This window comes from Novosphingobium sp. (genome assembly GCF_019748365.1).
Taxonomy (GTDB): Bacteria; Pseudomonadota; Alphaproteobacteria; order Sphingomonadales; family Sphingomonadaceae; genus Novosphingobium.
This window is the reverse complement of sequence record NZ_JAIEPN010000068.1, coordinates 17,818-36,639: the sequence shown is the minus strand read 5'-3', so window position 1 is coordinate 36,639 and position 18,822 is coordinate 17,818. Positions and strand designations below refer to the sequence as shown.

The 18,822-nt window shown below is 65.3% G+C and carries 18 protein-coding genes; 13 read left to right on the top strand and 5 right to left on the bottom strand.

Going from position 1 to position 18,822, the window contains the following annotated elements:
- Positions 1 to 8: 8 nt before the first annotated feature.
- Positions 9 to 890, bottom strand: coding sequence for a 4-hydroxy-tetrahydrodipicolinate synthase (gene dapA / locus K5Q19_RS09145; protein WP_292943813.1), 882 nt, complete (start codon positions 888 to 890; stop codon positions 9 to 11).
- Positions 891 to 997: 107 nt separating this feature from the next.
- Between dapA and K5Q19_RS09140 the strand changes: the two genes are divergently transcribed.
- The gene (locus K5Q19_RS09140; protein ID WP_292943913.1) at positions 998 to 2,998 is read left to right on the top strand and encodes a lytic transglycosylase domain-containing protein; all 2,001 of its coding nucleotides are present in this window, start codon (positions 998 to 1,000) and stop codon (positions 2,996 to 2,998) included.
- Positions 2,999 to 3,045: 47 nt separating this feature from the next.
- Here K5Q19_RS09140 and K5Q19_RS09135 read toward each other — a convergent pair whose 3' ends face one another.
- Complete coding sequence (locus tag K5Q19_RS09135; RefSeq protein WP_147158283.1) at positions 3,046 to 3,249, bottom strand: hypothetical protein; 204 nt, start codon at positions 3,247 to 3,249, stop codon at positions 3,046 to 3,048.
- Positions 3,250 to 3,344: 95 nt separating this feature from the next.
- Here K5Q19_RS09135 and K5Q19_RS09130 point away from each other — a divergent pair, with 95 nt between their 5' ends.
- On the top strand, positions 3,345 to 3,830 hold the full coding sequence (locus K5Q19_RS09130) for a GreA/GreB family elongation factor (RefSeq protein ID WP_292943807.1): 486 nt from the start codon (positions 3,345 to 3,347) through the stop codon (positions 3,828 to 3,830).
- 66 nt (positions 3,831 to 3,896) lie between these two features.
- Here K5Q19_RS09130 and K5Q19_RS09125 read toward each other — a convergent pair whose 3' ends face one another.
- On the bottom strand, positions 3,897 to 4,370 hold the full coding sequence (locus tag K5Q19_RS09125; protein WP_292943804.1) for a TspO/MBR family protein: 474 nt from the start codon (positions 4,368 to 4,370) through the stop codon (positions 3,897 to 3,899).
- Between the two features lie 154 nt (positions 4,371 to 4,524).
- Positions 4,525 to 5,295 carry an enoyl-CoA hydratase/isomerase family protein gene (locus tag K5Q19_RS09120; RefSeq protein WP_292943801.1) on the bottom strand — a complete coding sequence of 257 codons (771 nt, stop codon included), beginning with the start codon at positions 5,293 to 5,295 and terminating at the stop codon, positions 4,525 to 4,527.
- 157 nt (positions 5,296 to 5,452) lie between these two features.
- On the opposite strand from K5Q19_RS09120, the gene K5Q19_RS09115 reads away from it, so the two are divergent.
- The 5 genes from K5Q19_RS09115 to rlmN are packed head-to-tail and all read left to right on the top strand — an operon-like array spanning position 5,453 to position 8,248.
- Positions 5,453 to 6,082, top strand: coding sequence for a phosphoglycerate mutase family protein (locus K5Q19_RS09115; RefSeq protein WP_292943798.1), 630 nt, complete (start codon positions 5,453 to 5,455; stop codon positions 6,080 to 6,082).
- On the top strand, positions 6,082 to 6,264 hold the full coding sequence (locus K5Q19_RS09110; protein WP_292943795.1) for a DUF4169 family protein: 183 nt from the start codon (positions 6,082 to 6,084) through the stop codon (positions 6,262 to 6,264). Before K5Q19_RS09115 ends, K5Q19_RS09110 begins: the two co-directional genes overlap by 1 nt.
- Positions 6,264 to 6,467 carry a hypothetical protein gene (locus tag K5Q19_RS09105; protein WP_292943792.1) on the top strand — a complete coding sequence of 68 codons (204 nt, stop codon included), beginning with the start codon at positions 6,264 to 6,266 and terminating at the stop codon, positions 6,465 to 6,467. The genes K5Q19_RS09110 and K5Q19_RS09105 overlap by 1 nt, the downstream gene beginning before the upstream one ends.
- Positions 6,464 to 6,946: a hypothetical protein gene (locus K5Q19_RS09100; RefSeq protein WP_292943789.1), complete on the top strand. Its 483-nt coding sequence runs from the start codon at positions 6,464 to 6,466 to the stop codon at positions 6,944 to 6,946. The genes K5Q19_RS09105 and K5Q19_RS09100 overlap by 4 nt, the downstream gene beginning before the upstream one ends.
- Before the next feature lie 42 nt (positions 6,947 to 6,988).
- Complete coding sequence (rlmN, locus tag K5Q19_RS09095; protein WP_292943786.1) at positions 6,989 to 8,248, top strand: 23S rRNA (adenine(2503)-C(2))-methyltransferase RlmN; 1,260 nt, start codon at positions 6,989 to 6,991, stop codon at positions 8,246 to 8,248.
- A 6-nt stretch (positions 8,249 to 8,254) separates the two neighbouring features.
- Here rlmN and K5Q19_RS09090 read toward each other — a convergent pair whose 3' ends face one another.
- The gene (locus tag K5Q19_RS09090) at positions 8,255 to 9,403 is read right to left on the bottom strand and encodes a hypothetical protein (protein WP_292943783.1); all 1,149 of its coding nucleotides are present in this window, start codon (positions 9,401 to 9,403) and stop codon (positions 8,255 to 8,257) included.
- Positions 9,404 to 9,622: 219 nt separating this feature from the next.
- Here K5Q19_RS09090 and K5Q19_RS09085 point away from each other — a divergent pair, with 219 nt between their 5' ends.
- The 6 genes from K5Q19_RS09085 to K5Q19_RS09060 all read left to right on the top strand — a co-directional run bounded on the left by K5Q19_RS09085 (position 9,623) and on the right by K5Q19_RS09060 (position 18,762).
- Complete coding sequence (locus K5Q19_RS09085; protein ID WP_292943780.1) at positions 9,623 to 9,994, top strand: glycine zipper 2TM domain-containing protein; 372 nt, start codon at positions 9,623 to 9,625, stop codon at positions 9,992 to 9,994.
- Between the two features lie 96 nt (positions 9,995 to 10,090).
- Positions 10,091 to 11,329, top strand: a complete 1,239-nt coding sequence (locus tag K5Q19_RS09080) for a cyclopropane-fatty-acyl-phospholipid synthase family protein (protein WP_292943911.1) — start codon at positions 10,091 to 10,093, stop codon at positions 11,327 to 11,329.
- Between the two features lie 82 nt (positions 11,330 to 11,411).
- The gene (locus K5Q19_RS09075; RefSeq protein ID WP_292943777.1) at positions 11,412 to 12,626 is read left to right on the top strand and encodes an argininosuccinate synthase; all 1,215 of its coding nucleotides are present in this window, start codon (positions 11,412 to 11,414) and stop codon (positions 12,624 to 12,626) included.
- Positions 12,627 to 14,380: 1,754 nt separating this feature from the next.
- Positions 14,381 to 15,847: a methyl-accepting chemotaxis protein gene (locus K5Q19_RS09070; protein WP_292943909.1), complete on the top strand. Its 1,467-nt coding sequence runs from the start codon at positions 14,381 to 14,383 to the stop codon at positions 15,845 to 15,847.
- A 258-nt stretch (positions 15,848 to 16,105) separates the two neighbouring features.
- Positions 16,106 to 16,573: a (2Fe-2S)-binding protein gene (locus K5Q19_RS09065; protein ID WP_292943774.1), complete on the top strand. Its 468-nt coding sequence runs from the start codon at positions 16,106 to 16,108 to the stop codon at positions 16,571 to 16,573.
- Positions 16,570 to 18,762, top strand: coding sequence for a molybdopterin cofactor-binding domain-containing protein (locus tag K5Q19_RS09060; protein WP_292943771.1), 2,193 nt, complete (start codon positions 16,570 to 16,572; stop codon positions 18,760 to 18,762). Before K5Q19_RS09065 ends, K5Q19_RS09060 begins: the two co-directional genes overlap by 4 nt.
- The last annotated feature ends 60 nt before the right edge of the window (positions 18,763 to 18,822 follow it).

The window sequence follows — 18,822 nt, the reverse complement described above, 5'->3', positions numbered from 1 at the left end:
TGCTGCGCTCAGATCAGCCCCGCATGCTTCAAGGCCGCGTCCACTTCGGCGCGCGCCTTGTCGCTGCAGGGCACCAGCGGCAGGCGCAGTTCGTCCGTCAGGTAGTCATGCACCCGGCTGAGCGCGTACTTGACCGGGCCGGGTGAGGCATCCTCGAACATCGCGTAGTGCAGCGGGTAGAGCAGATCGTTGATCTCGCGCGCCTTTTCGAAGTCCCCCGCCGCGCAGGCCGCCTGAAAATCGGCGCAGAGGCGCGGCGCGACGTTGGCGGTCACCGAAATGCACCCGACCGCGCCTGCCGCGTTGGCCGGCAGCGCGAGCTCGTCATCGCCCGAAAGCTGGCAGAAGTTCTTGCCGATGCCCATGCGGTGGTCGGTGACGCGACTGAGGTCGCCGCTTGCGTCCTTGATGCCGACGATCTTGTCCGGATAGCGGCGCGCGAGTTCGCACACCGTCTCGGGCAGGATATCAGTCACCGTGCGGCCGGGCACATTGTAGAGAATGATCGGCAGGTCGTTGTTCTCGGCGAGATATCCGAAATGTGCGATGAGCCCCGCCTGGCTCGGCCGGTTGTAATAGGGCGCGACGCAGAGCGCGGCCTTGGCGCCGCTCTTGCGCGAGAAGGTCATGTGCAGGTGCGCGTTCATCGTGTCGTTGCTTCCGCAGCCCGCGATGACCGGCACGCGCCCCGCCGCCTGCTCCACGCAGACCTCGATCACGCGGTGGTGCTCGGCATTGGAAAGCGTGCTCGCTTCGCCCGTCGTGCCGCAGGGAACCAGCGCCGAAGAGCCGTTCTCGATCTGCCAGTCAACCAGCCGGCGAAACGCTTTCTCGTCGAACACACCGCCGCGAAAAGGTGTCACCAAAGCCGGAATGGAGCCGGAAAACATGGACTTTACCCTTCGATCTGCGCCAATAGGCGTCTGAGCGGCGCGTCATTTCACGGCCGTAACACGCGCCTGATAGGAAGACGAAAGCCGGAATGTCCAGCATGGAGATGAGTGTGAGCTTGCGAAAGCTGCTGCTGAGCGGTGCATTGCTCCCCGCGCTGGCCGCTTCGGCAGCCTGCCATGCCAGCGATGTGGATACCGGTGCCACCGCGTGGGACGCCGCGCGCGCCAAGCTTATCGCGCAAGGCCAGGGCCCGATGGCGCAGGCGATCAGCCGCTGGCAGATGCTCACCGCGTCCGATCGCTATGCCTTCAGCGACTATTCGGGCTTCATCCTCAGCTATCGCGGCTTTCCCGAGGAGGAGAAGCTGCGCCGCGCCGCCGAAGCCGCGCTCGATCGCCAGAGCGCCGATGCCAGCGCCGTTGTCACCTTCTTCGACCGCGTGCCACCGCTGACCAATCCGGCGCGCGCGCAATATGCCCTTGCCCTGAAGGCGCTCGGCCGTCCCGAAGCCGATGCCATGGCCCGCGCGGCCTGGCGCGGCGGCGCGATGAGCGAGGCGGCCGAAGCGGCCATCCTCGCCGGCTGGGGCGGCACTTTCACGCCGGATGACGAGGATGCGCGGATGGACGCGCTGCTCTGGGCGGGGAACCCCTCTCCTGCAGCACGCCAGACCGCGCGGGTCAGTGCCGCCCGGCGCGGACTCTTCGCCGCGCGGCAGGCGACGCTCATCGGGCTCGATCCCTATACCGCCGCCGAAGGCATCGGCACGGATGTGCTCAACTCCGACCCCGGCTTCATCTATTCCCGCGCGCGCCAGCTGCGCCGCAAGGGCAACGGCGCCGCCGCGCAGGCGCTGATCGCCAATCGCCCGCTGCTCGCCCGTCCTCCACTGAGCCGGGACAAGTGGGTTGAGGAACTCCTCGCCAACGCGCGCGGCGCGGCTGCGGCAGGCGATGCCCGCTCGGCCTGGCGCATTGCCGCCGGGATCGATGATGCCTTCGCAGGGGGCGAGGACGTCAGCCAGATGCCCTACGATCTGCGCGACGACTATACCTCGCTGATGTGGCTGGGCGGTCAGCAGGCGCTGCGCCAGCTGAACAACGGAGCCGACGCCGCGCCGCTGTTCTGGCGCTATGGTTCGGCGGCGCGCACGCCCGGCACGCGTTCCAAGGGCTTCTACTGGGCGGGCCTCGCCGCTGCGCAGGGCGGACAGGCGAACGATGCGCAGCGCTATTTCGAAATGGCAGCCGCCTATGCCGACCAGTTCTACGGCCTCCTCGCGCTCGAGCGACTGGGCCGCCCGGTCCCGCGCTTCGTGGCCGATGCCGATGTCCAGCCGACGCCGCAGGAACGCGCCAGTTTCAACGCCTCGCTCCTCACCCAGGCCGTGCGCGAAGCCGCGCGCGACGCCGAATGGCGCACCACAGTCCGCTTCTTCCGTGCCATCAGCGACCAGCAGCAGACCAAGGGCCAGCACATCCTTGTCGCGCAGCTCGCGCGCGACCTCGGCCGGCGCGATCTCGGCGTGATCGTCGGGCAGGCCGCCGCCGCGCGCGGATATCTCGATTTCCAGCACGTCGCCTTCCCGGTGATCCCGGTGCCGCAGGGCTATGAACACGCCTGGACGATGATCCACGCCATCGCCCGGCAGGAAAGCCAGTTCGCGCAGAACGCCGTCAGCCATGCCGGCGCGCGGGGCCTGATGCAGCTGATGCCGGCCACCGCCAACGAGCAGGCGGGCAAGCTCGGCCTCTCCTACTCCAGCTCCGCGCTGATCGACGATGCGGGGTTCAACCTGCAAGTCGGCGGCGCCTATTTCCAGCGCCTGCTGACCTACTACAATGGCAGCTACCCGCTGGCCGTCGCCGCCTACAACGCGGGCGCGGGCAATGTGAACAAGTGGCTGCGCGCCAATGGCGATCCGCGTGCAGGTGGCATCGGCTGGATCGACTGGATCGAGCGCATCCCGCTTTCCGAAACGCGCAACTATGTCCAGCGCGTGATGGAAAACGCAGTGGTCTACGAAGCCATGTACCCGGACAAGGCCAGCTACACCGGCGCCAATCCGCTCAGCCATTTCCTCGGCAAACCCACGCCCGGCTAACTCCCCTCCCGCATGCGGGAGGGGCCGGGGGTGGGCCTGTCAGCGCCTTACTCCGGCAGCATATCCTGCAGCCGCGCGAGCAGCTTCTGGATGTTGAGCGCCGCCAGCTTGAAGGTCTCGACGTCTTCCTTATTGTTGTCGGCCTTGGCTTCCTCGATCGCCTCGGCATAGCCTTCGAGGTCCGCTTCCAGCGCGTCCACCAGGATTTCGAGTTCGTCTTCGGTCAGTGTCAGCGCGATGGTCTTGGCCATAAATTCCTCGTCGGCAATATGATGCCCCGCCCTAGGCGCACCCAGGCACCGGGGCAACCTTCCAAGCACGGCCATCCCCCGCTACACGGCGAACAATGCAAGTAGATGGCAACCCGATCACCCCCGCCGGCATGGCCGCGCTGCGCGCCCGCTATGACCACCTGCTCGGCACCGAGCGGCCTGCCATCGTCGAGGTTGTCAGCTGGGCCGCGGGCAACGGCGATCGCTCGGAAAACGGCGACTACCTCTACGGCCGCAAGCGCATGCGCGAGATCGACCGCGAGCTCAACTTCCTCGCCAAACGGATGAAGGCGGCCCGCGTCATCGATCCCGCCAGCCAGCCGGACAAGACCCGCGTCCTCTTCGGCGCCACCGTCGAGATCGCCGACGAAGACGACGCGCGGCTGACCCTCACCCTCGTCGGCGACGACGAGCAGGACGCCACCGCCCGCCGCATCGGCTGGAGCGCCCCCATCGCCCGCGCCCTGCGCGGCGCCAAGGTGGGAGACTTGCGCAAGGTCAAGCTCCCCGGCGGCGAAAAGGAATGGGAAGTGATCGCAATCACGTATCCCGAGGGCTGAATTCCTCTCCATTTTTGCGAAGCACAAATGGGGAGGTGGCTCGCCGCAGGCGGGTCGGAGGGGTAATCAGCGAAACGGCGCGTTGAGCCGCACAATCGCCCAATTGAGCCAAGCCGCAAAGCTCACCCACGCCAGATAAGGCAGGATCAGCTTCGCCGCGAAGGGCGAGATCGGCCACAGGCCCACGACCAGCGCCACCAGCGAGGACCACAGGAACACCACCTCGATCAGCGCCCAGTCCGGCCGCCGCAGCTTGAAGAACAGCGGGCTCCACAGGAGGTGAAACAGCGCATTGGTGGCAAACAGGATGACCACGCTCATCCGCGCCGCATCATCCACCGCCGCCTCCCACGCCGCCGCCGCAGACCACGCCGCCAGCCCCAGGATCACCGTCCACGCCGGGCCGAACAGCCAGTTCGGCGGCTGCAGGCGGGGTTTACGGAGGTTCGCGTACCAGGGCCCGATCGGCGTCATCAGCCCGCCCACAGCGCCAAGAGCAATCGCGCCGCCGGCGGCAACGAGAACGGGTGTCGATATCACGGGAGAGCGCCGATCATGCGGGAGGAAAGCAAACCGCATTCTGACAGGTTTGCCGCCGGCGCAACAGCCTTTTCAGCCTCCCGCATGGATCGGGCAATCATGGGTTCCTGACGGCAGGCTGCCGGAAACCCTTGCGCGCCAATTGAGGCAGGGCTCAGCCATTCGCCGCCATCATCCGGCCAACATCGGCAGCACTGATGCCTTCCAGCGCCAGACCATAGCCCGCGCCGCCATCGATGATCCGGCGTAGCTTCTGTGTCAGCGCGATGCGGGTGTAGCGGCCCGTCAGCGGCGGCAGCGCGGCGATGCCGTCGGCAATCTCGTGCGCGCGCGCCAGCAGCCGCTCCTGCGGGACGATCTCGTTCACCGCGCCCCATGCCTGTGCGGTCTCGGCATCGAGCACCTGCCGCGTCAGGATGAAATAGCGCCCGCGGATCGAGCCGATCACTTCGGGCCACAGCAGGTTCACCCCGTCGCCGGGCACAATGCCGAATTCGAAGTGCGGCTTGTCCTGAAACACCGTCTCGGGCGTCGCCAGCACGATGTCGGTCAGCAGCACATATTCGCTATGCAGCAGCACCGGGCCATTAAGCGCGCTGATCATCGGCACTTCGATGTCGAGGATGTTGGAGAGCACCTTGCGCCCCTCGCGCAGGATCTTGTCGAAGCCTTGCGGGCTGAAGAAATCGAACCCTTCCGGGCTGATCGAATCCATGAAGGCATCGCCCGAACCGGTCAGGATGACCGCACGGTTCTCGCGGTCCTCGCCGATGGCGTGGAACAGGTCGACGAACTGCTCGTGCGTGTGCCCGTCGAACACCAGCTTCTCGCCGCCGGTGTGGAAAGTCACCTCAAGCACGCCGTTGTCCTTGCGGCTCAGCCGGGCATTGGGGAAAGCGTCGCGATAGGTTGCAAACTTGGCCATGTCCTGTTCTCCACTGGGATCCCCTCGGGATCGCTGGGGGCAGAATAAGCGATCGACGGACACGCACATCGCCGCACATTCTCAGAATATCCATGCCGCCCAGGAATAGGCCGCTCACCCCTCGCCTTCCGCAGCCCCAGCCGCTATCAGACCCGCCATGGCCAGCCCCCGCTTCTTCATCATGCGCCACGGCGAGACGGTCTATAATGCCGCCCGCCGCCTTCAGGCGAACCACATCCACACCCCCCTCACCCGCCTCGGCGCGGAGCAGGCCTTGGCGATGGGCGCCGCGCTGCGCGGTGTGCTGGGGGACCGTCCCGATGTCACGCTCCACGTCTCCGAAACCGGCCGTGCGCTGCAGACCATGGCGATGATCGCCGATGTGCTGGGGCTCGACTGGTTCGCGGCCCGTCGCACGCACGATCTCAAGGAAATCGACATGGGCTCGTGGTGCGGACGGCTCTACGACGATGTCGAGACCGAAGTCGGCCCCATCGTTATCGCCGATCACCTGCTGCGCCCCGCCCCCGATGGCGAGGACTACCCGATGATCGCCGCCCGCCTCGCCAACTGGCTGGCCGAAGTGGGCGATGCGCCGGGCGATCACGTGGTCGTCATGCACGGCATATCGAGCCGCGTGCTGCGGGGGATGATGGCGGGCTATCCGGTCCACCCCGATCTCGGCGCGCCCATCGCCCCTTCGCTGGTGCAGGGCTCGATCGCGCTGGTGCAGGATGGCCGCGAGACTGTCCTGTTCGGCTCCGAGCGGGGCAGCGAGCACGCCTGATGGCCGAGATCGTCAATCTGCGCCTTGCCCGCAAGGCCGCCGCGCGCCGCAGCAAGGAGGCCGAGGCCGCCGCCAACCGCCTCGCCCATGGCCGCACCCGCACCGAGCGCGAAGCAACCCGCACCGAAGCGGAGCGCGCCACCCGCCTGCTCGACGGCGCCAAGCGCGAGGGACACGACTGATGCGCTCCACCAGCGAGGACACCAGCGTCCGGCTCTACCACCTCTCGGACGGCCCCGAGGGCGGCGCGGCACAGACGCTGCTCTATGGCACCCTCGCCGAAGCGCTCGCCCTCGCCGCGCAGCAGCCCGAAGAGATTCAGGCCGATCTTTTCATCGCGACCGACAACGACGTCGTCGCCTATCTCGATCTGGTCGATCCATGAGGCGCGCCCTTCTCGCTGCCGCGCTGCTCGTCGCATCCCCCGCCATGGCACGCGACAGCCTCGGCATCTGGAACAACTGGGGCGCCTTTTCCGATGCCGGCGTCCCGCGCTGCTATGCCATCGCCATGGCCGACAAGGTCGAGGGCCGGATGAACGAGCTGCAGCCCTACTTCACCGTCGGCAACTGGCCCCGCCGCGGCGCGCGCGGCGAGATCCACGTTCGCCTCTCGCGCAAGATCGGCCCCGGCGCCACGGTCACGCTCTCGGTCGGCGGGCAGCGCTTCTCGCTCGTCGCAGGCGCCGCCGATGCCTGGTCCGCAGACCGGCGCATGGACGCAGCCGTCGTCGCCGCAATGCGCTCGGCCTCCAGCATGAGCGTGACGGTGCGCAGCGCAGGGCGCAATTTCACCGATACCTACACGCTCGCCGGCGCCGCCTCCGCGATGGACGCCGCACTGCTCGGCTGCGCGCAGAACTAGGGCCGGTTTGCACGGGCGCGCGCTTGGCCCTATATGCGCGCGATGCAGCAGATAACGCCGATGCCGATCCCGGGACTGATCGATCCCGTCCCCGTCCCGCGTGAGGTGACCCCGCGCGCCGATGGACGCGTCGATCTGATCGGCCTCAGCCGCAAGCAGATCATTGCTGTTTTCGAGCAGGCCGGGCTCGATGCCAAGGCCGCCAAGCTGCGCGCCAAGCAGGTGTTCCACTGGCTCTATCACCGCGGCGTGACCGAGTTCGAGGCGATGACCGATATCGCCAAGACCATGCGCCCATGGCTGGCGGAGCGCTTCGTGATCGGTCGCCCCGAAGTGGTCGAGGCGCAAGTCTCCAGCGACGGCACCCGCAAATGGCTGCTGCGCACGGCGGACAATCACGATTTCGAGATGGTGTTCATTCCCGACGCCACGCGCGGCACGCTCTGCGTCTCGAGCCAGGTCGGCTGCACACTCAACTGCCGCTTCTGCCACACCGGTACGATGCGGCTCGTGCGCAATCTCACGCCGGGCGAGATTGTCGGCCAGGTCATGCTCGCGCGCGATGTGCTAGGCGAATGGCCGCGCGGTTCGATGGCGGGTCTGGACTTTGATGATGCCGAGGACGACGAGGCATCGGACTACACCCCCGATGGTCGCCTGCTCACCAACATCGTGATGATGGGCATGGGCGAGCCGCTCTACAACTTTGACCACGTCCGCGATGCGCTGAAAGTGGTGATGGACGGCGACGGCCTTGCCTTGTCAAAGCGCCGCATCACGCTTTCGACCAGCGGCGTCGTCCCGATGATGGCCCGCGCGGGCGAGGAAATCGGCGTCAACCTCGCCGTCTCGCTCCATGCCGTCACCAAGGAGGTGCGCGACGAGATCGTGCCGATCAACCGCAAGTACGGCATCGAGGAACTGCTGCAGGCCTGCGCCGATTATCCCGGCGCGTCCAACGCCCGCCGCATCACGTTCGAATATGTGATGCTCAGGGACAAGAACGACCGCGACAGCGATGCGCACGAACTGGTCCGCCTGATCAAGCAGTATGGCCTTCCCGCCAAGGTGAACCTCATCCCGTTCAATCCCTGGCCCGGCGCGCCTTACGAATGCTCGACCCCGGAGCGGATCAAGAGCTTCGCCAAGATCGTGTTCGACGCGGGTATCTCCGCCCCGGTGCGCACGCCGCGCGGCCGCGATATCGATGCTGCCTGCGGGCAGCTCAAGACCGCGGCCGAACGCAAGTCCCGCGCCGAGGTCGACCGGCTCCTTGAAGAGAAGCAGGCCGCGCTCGGCTGAGGGCGATCAGCTTGCCGAAAAGCTGCTCGAAAGCCGGAAGGTCGTCTGCGCGCCCGCGCCGTTGACATAGCGCACGCGGTACAGCGTCGCCGTGCCGACCGCCCCGCACAAGCGCACCGAGAGATTGGCACCGCTGCCCGCCGCCAAGGCCTGGCTGGCGATCGCCTGATAGCTTGTGCCGGTATCGAGCGACTGGTCGATGAAAAGCGTACCAGCCTGATCGGCGAACGCCGTCGCATTGAAAAAGGCGAACTGGGCTGCACTGTTGGCCCTGCCCGTCCCTGTGAACGTCGCCGAGGCGGCCAGCGCGGTCGTGCTATCGGTGAAGCCGTTGCCAAGGTTGACACTGCCCGAGATTGTCGCCGTGCCGGTCACCGAAACGCTGCCGATGCCCGCACTGCCCCCGGCGAGCGAGACACCGCTCGACGGGGCAACCTCCTGCTTCTGGCTGAGCACCACCGATACCGTCCCGCTTGTGTATGTAGAAACGCGCGCGCGCACGAAAGCAGCCGAGGAGACGTAGGTATAGATGCCTGCAGCGGTCGAGGTGGTAGCCGGTGCCGCATTGGCCACGGCGGCAGAAATGACCGGAAGCGTCACCCAATTGATGCCATCGTTCGATTGCTCGTACGTGATCGTGCAGGAAGTTCCGGCGCTGGTGACCTGAAACGAGCCACCCATGTAGAGATTGTTGCTCGTTGAAACCACGACGGCAGCCGATGTCACGCTGCCCGCCAGCGTCGCGCCTTCGCTGCACGAACGGTAGATGGCCGAAAGCCAACCGGTGAGACCTGTCCCGCCAGTGGGCATCGTGGTGCCGGTGATGGCGGTTGCAGCGGGCTCGAGGTTGGCAAGATCGCTCGCCAGGCCCACCGAAAGGCTTGCCGCTGCTGTCTTGAGCCCCAGGCTGGCGGGAAGCTGCCCGGAAATCGCAGCGAGCGAGGTGTTGGTCGTTGTCTGGTTCGCAGCGGTTGCCGCGCCGTTTGGAAGCGGGAGGCTGACTGCACTCACCGCTTGGGTCCCCACACTGCCGGCAAACGCAACGGGCAGCGGAGCGTCGGTGCTGACAGTCTGGGCTGTGCCGTCGGCATTGGTAAAGGCAACCGCATTTGCGGGCGTGAAGAGCGCAGGGAAGGTGACAGGCGGATTGGGCATGAATTCTCTCCAGACAGATGGGCAGAAGGGACTGGCAAGATCAGGAATAACCCATTTGGTTCATGTAGGAAAGCTATGTGAACCACTATCCCAGTTCGTCGCACTCTGCCCTCGCCTTGTCGCCTTTGCGGCCGCGTTCATCTGTGGTTGGGCATCATGTCCGCAGGTTCGAGCGAAGAAGTCCGTCACGTCGAAGATCATCAAGAAGGATGCTTCTCCATGAACAGGTTCATCACGGCCGCAGTCCTTGCCGCAACCACACTTGGCGCCGCTCCGGCGCTCGCCGATCCCCCGTCGTGGGCCCCGGCCAACGGCCGACGCGCCCAGAGCGGCGAATACGATCAGTATGGGCGCTACGTCGAACCACGTCCTATCAACAGCCGGGATCAGGTCTGGCGCGGCCGCGACGGGCGCTACTATTGCAAGCGCAGCAACGGCACGACCGGCCTCGTGATCGGCGCCGTCGGCGGTGCTCTCGTCGGCCGCGCCATTGATACGCGCGGTGATCGCACGCTCGGCACCCTGCTCGGGGCGGCAGGCGGCGCCCTGCTCGGCCGGGAAATCGAACGCAGCGGCTCGCGCTGCCGCTGACGCATCGCTCTTATGCGCTGCGTGGCTTGCCCGCGCGGCCATGGCGCGCCATAGGCCGCTTAACGTTCTTACCGGTCAATGAGGTCGCCGATGTCGATGATTTTGCTTGATGCCGCGCTGCGCCGTCTGGTGAAGCACGGCACGCTCACCCTTACCGAGTCCTCGGGCCGCAAGCGCCGTTATGGCACAGCGGCCCCGGGCTGGCCCGATCTCGGGCTCAAGCTCCATGATGCGCGCGTGCCCGGCACCATCGCCCGCAATCCCAGCCTCGGCATGGCCGAATGCTTCATGGACGGGCGCGTCACGATCGAGAACGGCGACATCATGGATTTCGTCGGCTTCATCCGGCGCAACAACCCGTGGGACAAGGGCGGCGATCTCGACAACCTCAACTTGTTCGACAAGGCCCGCGTGAGAATCACCAACCGGATCGGCCAGATCAACCAGCGCCGCTCCTCACAGCGCAACGTCGCGCACCACTACGATCTCGACGACCGGCTCTACGATCTCTTCCTCGATCCCGCGCGACAGTATTCCTGCGCCTACTGGGACGAAGGCGTCACCACGCTGGAAGAAGCCCAGCTCGCCAAAATGGACCACATCGCCGCCAAGCTCGACCTGAAGCCCGGCATGCGCGTGCTCGATATCGGCTGCGGCTGGGGTGGCCTCGCGCTGCACCTTCACAAGATCTCGGGCGCCAGCATCCACGGCATCTCGCTGAGCGTCGAGCAGATCGGCTACGCCAAGGCCTGGGCGGAGCGGGAAGGCGTCGCCGACAAGGTGACCTTCAGCCTCACCGATTACCGCGAGCAGCAGGGCCCGTTCGACCGGATCGTCTCGGTCGGCATGTTCGAACATGTCGGCGTGCCGCAATACGAGACCTTCTTCCGCAAGTGCCACGATCTGCTCAGCGAGGACGGCGTGATGCTGCTCCACACCATCGGCCGCGCAGGTCCGCCCAGCGTCACCGACGATTTCACCCGCAAGTATATCTTCCCCGGCAGCTATATCCCCTCGCTCAGCGAGACGGTGAAGGCGATCGAGCCGTGCAAGCTCATGCTCACCGATTGCGAGGTCCTGCGCCGCCACTACGCGCTGACCCTGCGCGAATGGTACAAGCGCTGCGCCGAGCAGGAAGAGACGATCACGCGCATCTACGACGCGCGCTTCTTCCGCATGTGGCAGTTTTATCTCGCGGGCGCTGCGACCGGCTTCGAACACGCCGATCTCCTCAATTTCCAGCTCCAGATCGTGCGCAACCGTGATGCCCTGCCGCTGACGCGCAACTACATCAACGAGACCGAACTGGGCTACCGCGCCGCGCGTAAGGGCTGATCGCTCCCAACAGGTTGCACCGCGCGCGCGGCCCTGCTAGCCGCCGCGCCATTCTGTACCTGTCCACGGGAAGCTGGCTGCCATGTCCGATATCAAGCGCGTCGTCCTCGCCTACTCCGGCGGTCTCGATACCAGCGTCATCCTCAAGTGGCTGCAGGTGACCTATGGCTGCGAGGTGGTGACGTTCACCGCCGATCTCGGACAGGGTGAGGAGCTGGCGCCGGCCCGCGCCAAGGCCGAACTCATGGGCGTGAAGGCAGAGCACATCTACATCGACGACCTGCGCGAGGAATTCGTGCGCGATTTCGTGTTCCCGATGATGCGCGCCAATGCCCGCTACGAAGGCGATTACCTCCTCGGCACCTCGATCGCGCGCCCGCTCATTTCCAAGCGCCTGATCGAGATCGCCCGCGAGACCGGTGCCGATGCCGTCGCCCACGGCGCCACCGGCAAGGGCAATGATCAGGTGCGCTTCGAGCTGTCCGCCTATGCGCTGGAGCCGGGCATCAAGGTCATCGCTCCGTGGCGCGAGTGGGATCTGACCAGCCGCACCGCCCTCATCGCCTGGGCAGAGGCACATCAGATCCCGGTGCCGAAGGACAAGCGCGGCGAAAGCCCGTTCTCGACCGACGCGAACCTCCTCCACACTTCGTCCGAAGGCAAAGTGCTCGAGGATCCGTGGCAGGAGACGCCGGACTACGTCTACAGCCGCACGGTCAATCCCGAGGACGCGCCGGACACGCCGGAATACATCACCATCGACTTCGAGAAGGGCGACGGCACCGCGCTCAATGGCGAGGCGATGTCGCCCGCCACGCTGCTCGCCGCGCTCAATGAGCTTGGCCGCAAGCACGGCATCGGCCGCCTCGATCTGGTCGAGAACCGCTTCGTCGGCATGAAGAGCCGCGGGATGTACGAGACGCCCGGCGGCGAAATCTATGCCCGCGCCCACCGCGGGATCGAGAGCATCACGCTCGACCGGGGCGCCGCGCACCTCAAGGACGAGCTCATGCCCAAGTATGCCGAGCTCATCTACAACGGCTTCTGGTTCAGCCCGGAGCGCGAGATGCTGCAGGCCGCGATCGACCACAGCCAGGCCAAGGTGAACGGCACCGTCCGCCTCAAGCTCTACAAGGGCAACGCCAGCGTGGTGGGCCGCAAGTCGCCCGACAGCCTCTATTCCGAGCGCCACGTGACCTTCGAGGACGATGCCGGCGCCTATGACCAGAAGGACGCGGCGGGCTTCATCAAGCTCAATGCCCTCCGCCTCCGGTTGCTGGCGCAGCGCGGGCAATAAGCGCCGCGACGAATCGTCACAAAACTAAAACAAAGCGGATTCCGCAGCTTGCGAAGTTGTCCACCAGCCATTCGGCTGCCTGTGGATAACTTCGCATTTTCCTGCTTGTGCGACTCACCCACGAAGCGCAGCATCTGTCTTGTCGAGAGGGAAACGAAGCCTGAAAAAAGCGCCGCAAGGCACTGATTGAAAGGCATAAATTTCCTGATCGGGCTAGACTGGAAAGTATGCAATGAAACCACTTTCGGCGTGCTGAGGCGCGCTTTGGAAGCGGCGGATTGCAAACCGGAAGGGCTGGCTCCGGAGGCCGGAATGGCGTCCCGAAGCACAGTGAAAGCGGCAAGGCCGATGGTCGCAAGACCGGGGGCAAGCGCCGGCGGAAACGGAGCGAGGGGCAGCACGCCAAGCCGCGCGGAAGGGCCCTTGTCTCCCCCCGGGAGGAACCGTCCGAAGGTGAGGCCGCAAGGCCGGGCTGACGGGAGCGGCGCCCGAGGAAGAGCGCAAGGAAACACGCTCGCAGCGGCAGGACGCGCGGCAACGCGCAGAACGCGGTACGGGCACCAGCGACTGCCAGGCCCATGTGGTCAGGAACTGCGGACGCCGCAGGACTGAAGGCTGAGCGGACAAGGAAGCGCCTGCTTGCAGGCGGGACCGGACGGCGAAGCGGACTGGAGGAAGACCGTTCGAAAGGACGGGAACCGAAGGGCAGGGAACGGCGGAAGGACGCGGTGAGCTCAGGCGCTGGAAAGCCAGAGTGCCAGCAGCGGCGACAGTGGGGGCCGGCAGCAATGCCGGCCCCCATTTGGCTTTCGGGGCAACCGGTTTCCCGCCTCCGCTTTCCGGCTCTCGCCTTCGGGCATACTCCCACCAGAAACCGGCCGAGGAATCCGGTTTCGGGACGAGGTTGACACGGTTGACACAGTCCTGAGCAAAAACTGCCAAGCCCTGACACGGCCCTCCCCCCTGCCTGCAACCGGCTGAAACCGGCGGCACTGAGATCGATTCGCTACACACCCCGCCATCATGCGGCAGAGCGGCAGATGTAGGACAGCGCTTTATAAATAACAGACGCGTCTGTTATTTATGGCGACGGACTTTGGCCAAGGGTTGCTGGCTGTGCCGTAGGGCGCGAAGTGGGACGAAGCGGTCGTTCAAGAACATCATGTCGTAAGACCGACATCACTAAAAGCTGACGTTAGAGCCCTTTCCGACCAATCTGGCTCTCCGTGATTGCGTCAGGAACCTTCTCGGCAAGGAGGGCCATGCAGTGCGGGCTGGTAGCCCGTGCCAGCGGCGCGACGCTGCCTGAGTTTCATTCGCCGAGGGGCTTCCTGAAGCAACCCCGAAGGGGCGGGCCGCTTCTGGCCCATGGCCACGTTGATCGTCGGTCACTATGGGCCAGCATAGCTCCCTCCTCTCGCCTTGCGCCCTGTCTGGTTCTTTGGGCCAAGATCGACTCCGTCACGGTGAGCCAGATTGGTCGGAAAGTGCTCTCAACGGGCAACTCTGCAAAAACCGAGTTGCAGGATTTGCCACTCAGCAGGCATCTTCTGTCGAACCCTCCTCACAGATCGTCGGCTTGGAGCGGGCATTTGATAGCAACGTTCGCGCTAGGCTGAAGTTTTTCAAAGCGGATCGCCGAACCTCAGGTTTTTACGTAACGCAGATTTCCGTATCCATTAGCGGGTAAATGGTAGGCGCGTGCAAGACCGCTCGTACCTCCACATTCACTTCATTCTTGGAATATCTTGATCATGTTTGGTTTTGGGAGCACCGCGCTGTCAAAATTCGATGATGCTCTGTTGCAGCTTGTCAAAAACACCCAAGCAATAATCCAGTTTTCGCCGGATGGAACCATATTGGAGGCCAATGAGGCGTTTTGCAGCGTAGTCGAGTACAGCCTTCGCGAGATCCAAGGCCGCCATCATCGCATGTTTTGCGCGCCAGAGATTGCTGATAGCCCCGAATACAAGGAGTTCTGGGCTGACCTCAGGGCAGGCAAGAGCTTTACAGCGCGCTATCCCCGCATAACTAAATCCGGCAAGGAAATCTGGATTCAGGCAACCTACGGTCCGGCATTCGACGCTCGGGGTAAGGTTGAACGGGTCGTAAAGATCGCGACCGATGTCAGCCCGCACCGCCAGGCTCGGAATACCGTTCTGACCGCGATGCAGGCGCTTGAGCGAGGTCAGCTCGACCAGCAAGTTCCCTCAACCGGAATCGAAGAATTTGACGCCATCGGCACAGCCTTCAACGCTGCGGTTGGCAAACTTGAAGAGATGATTGCCGCTGTTCGCGCCACGGCAACGGATGTTCTGGACGGCTCCGATGAGATCCGTGCAGCTTCGGAAGACCTTGCCTTGCGCAACGAACAGCAGGCCGCCAGTCTCCAAGAGACCACTGCTGCGGTCGGACAGACCGTTAGCCTTACGCGCCATGCAGCCGCCAGCGCCAGTGTAGCCCGATCGGCTATTATGCAGACCCATACTCGTGCCACTCAAGGCGGCGTTGTAGTCGGCAAGGCAGTGGTAGCGATGGGGGCGATTGAGCGATCGGCGAAGGAGATAACGCAGATCATCGATGTGATCGACGGGATCTCCTTTCAGACCAATCTCTTGGCCCTCAATGCGGGTGTCGAGGCGGCGCGCGCCGGCGAGTCAGGTAGAGGCTTTGCGGTCGTTGCCAACGAGGTCCGCGCGCTTGCCCAACGTTCGGCCGACGCAGCGCGTGATATCAAGACCCTCATCGAAGCGTCGACTGCGCATGTGGCTGAGGGGGTAAGCTTGGTAGGCGAGACCGGCACCTTGCTAGCCGAGATTGTCGGACAAGTCGGCGCGATGACTCAGCAGGTGAACGAAATCGCCGAGACAACCGCCGCGCAAGCGACCAATCTCGAACAGGTGAACTCTGCGGTCACTACTATCGGTCGGATGACCCAGCAGAACGCAGCCATGGTCCAGCAATCAACTGCGGCAACCCGCAGCCTTTCGAATGAAGCCCAGCGGCTGGGCGATCTGGTCTCACAGTTCCGGTTGAGCGGTACGGTGAACGGAGCGGGTGTTTCCATGTCAGTACGGACTCGTCCGGCGCATAACCGCCTGGCACCGTCAGAAACTGCTGCTCGCATGCCTACCAGCCTGGTTCCCGCTCCACTTTCGCACGTGGTCGGCAATCTCGCCATCAAACCTACTCACCGCAAGGACGAGTGGAGCGACTTCTAGCTTCGAGGCTACAGTGGCACGCTTGAAGACCGCTATGTGCCCGGTCGATGCACTATCTCTAAGAGGAATTGCGGCTAAGAGGAGCACCGGGCGCTCATTGGGTCGGGTGTGACTGACCGACATTGGTCGTAACCTGCCAGCAAGAGCGCCGCAAACAGCCCCCCACCCTCAGCGCTTGACGCAATCCTTGAAGACTGTTCAGATTTCACTTCGCCGAGGCGCTGCCTCCCCGCACGCTCGCCGAATCGGAGTTTGCCTATGTCCATGGTCCTGACCGTCAATCGCCGCAAACGGAGCGTGGACGCCGATGCCGACAAGCCGCTGCTGTGGGTCCTGCGCGAGGATCTGGACATGCCGGGCACCAAGTTCGGCTGCGGTGCGGGCCTCTGCGGGGCGTGCACCGTCCTGCTCGATGGTCAGGCGGTCCGCTCGTGCCAGACCCTCATTTCCGAAGCGGCGGGCAAGCAGATCACCACGATCGAGGGTGTGACCGCGCTGCCGGCCGGGCAGAAGGTGGTCGAGGCCTGGACCAGGATCGACGTGCCGCAGTGCGGCTATTGCCAGGCCGGGCAGATCATGTCGGCCACCGCGCTGCTGACCGCGAACCCGAAGCCGAGCGCGGAAGACATCCTGCTCGGCATGAACGGCAATATCTGCCGCTGCGCGACCTATGTGCGGATCGAGCGGGCCATCCGCGAAGCCGCCGGGCTGGAGACGAAAGCATGAACCGGGACCGGACCAAGGGGATCGACCGCCGCTCGTTCATCGCGGCCTCGCTCGCGGCGGGTGCGGCGCTGACGTTCGAGGCGAAGATCGCGCTGGCGGCGGGTCCGGGCGTGGCGGAAGCGACCATGCTCAACGCGTTCATCCGCATCCTGCCGGACAACAGCGTGATCATCGGGGCGAAGAACCCGGAAATCGGCCAGGGCATCAAGACGATGCTGCCGATGCTGCTGGCCGACGAGCTCGATGTGAGCTGGGAGCAGGTGAAGATCGAGCAGACCGATGCCAACGAGAAGCTCTATGGCCCGCAGGTCGCCGGTGGCAGCACCGCGACGCCGATGAACTGGCTGCCCGCGCGGCAGGCGGGGGCGGCGGCGCGGGCGATGCTGGTTAGCGCCGCGGCGGCGCAGTGGAAGGTCGACGCCGCGAGTTTGACCACCGCCGGCGGGCGCGTCGTCGACAAGGCCGGGGGCCGCAGCGCGACCTATGCCTCGCTGGCCAAGGCGGCCGCCGCGCAGCCGGCGCCCGATCTCGCCAAAGTGCCGCTCAAGAAGCCGAACGAATTCCACATCATCGGCACGCCGAAAAAGGGTGTCGATACGCCGAAGATCGTGCGCGGGGAGCCCTTGTTCGGGATCGATACGCGGCTGCCGGGGCTGCTGCATGCCGCGATGGTGAAGTGCCCGGCAATCGGCGGCACGCTGGCCAGCTATGACGACAGCGCGGTCAAGTCCGCGCGCGGCGTCGTCGCGGTGGTGCCGATCAGCAGCGGCCAGTGCCCGGCGGGCAAGCAGGATGCGGTGGCGATTGTCGGCACATCGTGGTGGGCGGTGCAGAAGCTGCGCGACAAGCTGGTGGTGCAGTGGGACATCGCCGCGCAGCAGGGTTTTTCGACCGAACTCTATGCCAGGCAGGCCGCCGAAGCGCTGGGCAAGGCGCCCGATGCCACCTTGTTCAAGGCGGGCGATGCCGATGCCGCCCTTGCCAAGGCGGCCAAGGTCGTCACCGGCGATTACAGCTATCCCTTCCTCGCCCACGCCACGCTCGAGCCGCAGAACTGCACGGCGCTGTGGCATGAAGGCGGGACGGTCGAATTCTGGGCGCCGACGCAGAACCCCGGCAATGGCCGCAAGGATGTGGCGGCGATGATGGGCATCGCGCCCGAGGCGATCACCATCCACATGACGCGGATCGGCGGCGGGTTCGGCCGGCGGCTGATGAACGACTACATGGTGATGGCCGGACAGATCGCGAAGGCCGTGCCGGGCCGTCCGGTCAAGCTGCTGTTCGACCGCACCGACGACATGCGCAACGACTATTACCGGCCCGGTGGCTGGCACCGGTTCACTGCCGGGATCGATGCGAGCGGCGCGCTGGTGGCGTTCAAGGACCACTTCGTGACCTTCGGCGCGAACGGCAAGGCGATCCGCGCGGCGGACATGCCGGCATCGGAGTTTCCCGCCTCGGTCGTGCCCGATACCCATCTGGCGCAATCATTCCTGACGACCAACCTCACCACCGGCTGGCTGCGCGCGCCGACCTCGAACGCGATGGCGTTTGTCTACCAGAGCTTCATGGACGAAGTGGCCGAGGCGGCGGGAACCGACCTTCCCGCGCTGATGCTGCGCACTTTGGGCGCCCCGCGCGATCTGCCGACCGAACGCCCTACCGTGGTGTTCAGCACGGCCCGCGCGCGTGCGGTGATCGAGCGCGTGGTGGCCTTTGCGGGCTGGACGGGCAAGCCCTCGGCAGTGCCCGGCAAGGGCCGCGGGTTCGGCTTCTATTTCAGCCACCGTGGCTACTTCGCCGAAGTGGTCGACGTGACCGTTACGGACGGGGCGGTGAAGGTCGACAAGGTGTGGATCGCGGGCGACATCGGTTCGCAGATCATCAATCCCCTGAACGCCGAGCACCAGGCGCAGGGCGCGGCGATCGACGGGCTGGCGCAGGCGCTGGTCTGGCAGCCGGTGGTGCAGGAAGCGGGCGCGGTGCAGACGGTGACGTTCAGCGATTTCCCGCTGCTGCGCATGGATGCCAAGCCCGCCGAGATTGCGATCAGCTGGGTCAAGAACGACTATCCGCCGACCGGACTTGGCGAGCCGACGCTGCCCCCGGTCATTCCCGCGGTTGCGAACGCGATCCGCGCCGCGACCGGCAAGCGCCTGCGCAGCCTCCCGCTGCAACTGGCCTGAACAGCATTTTTCGCGGGGCAAAACGAATCTTCGCAAACGCACAAAATGGCGCAAGTTAAC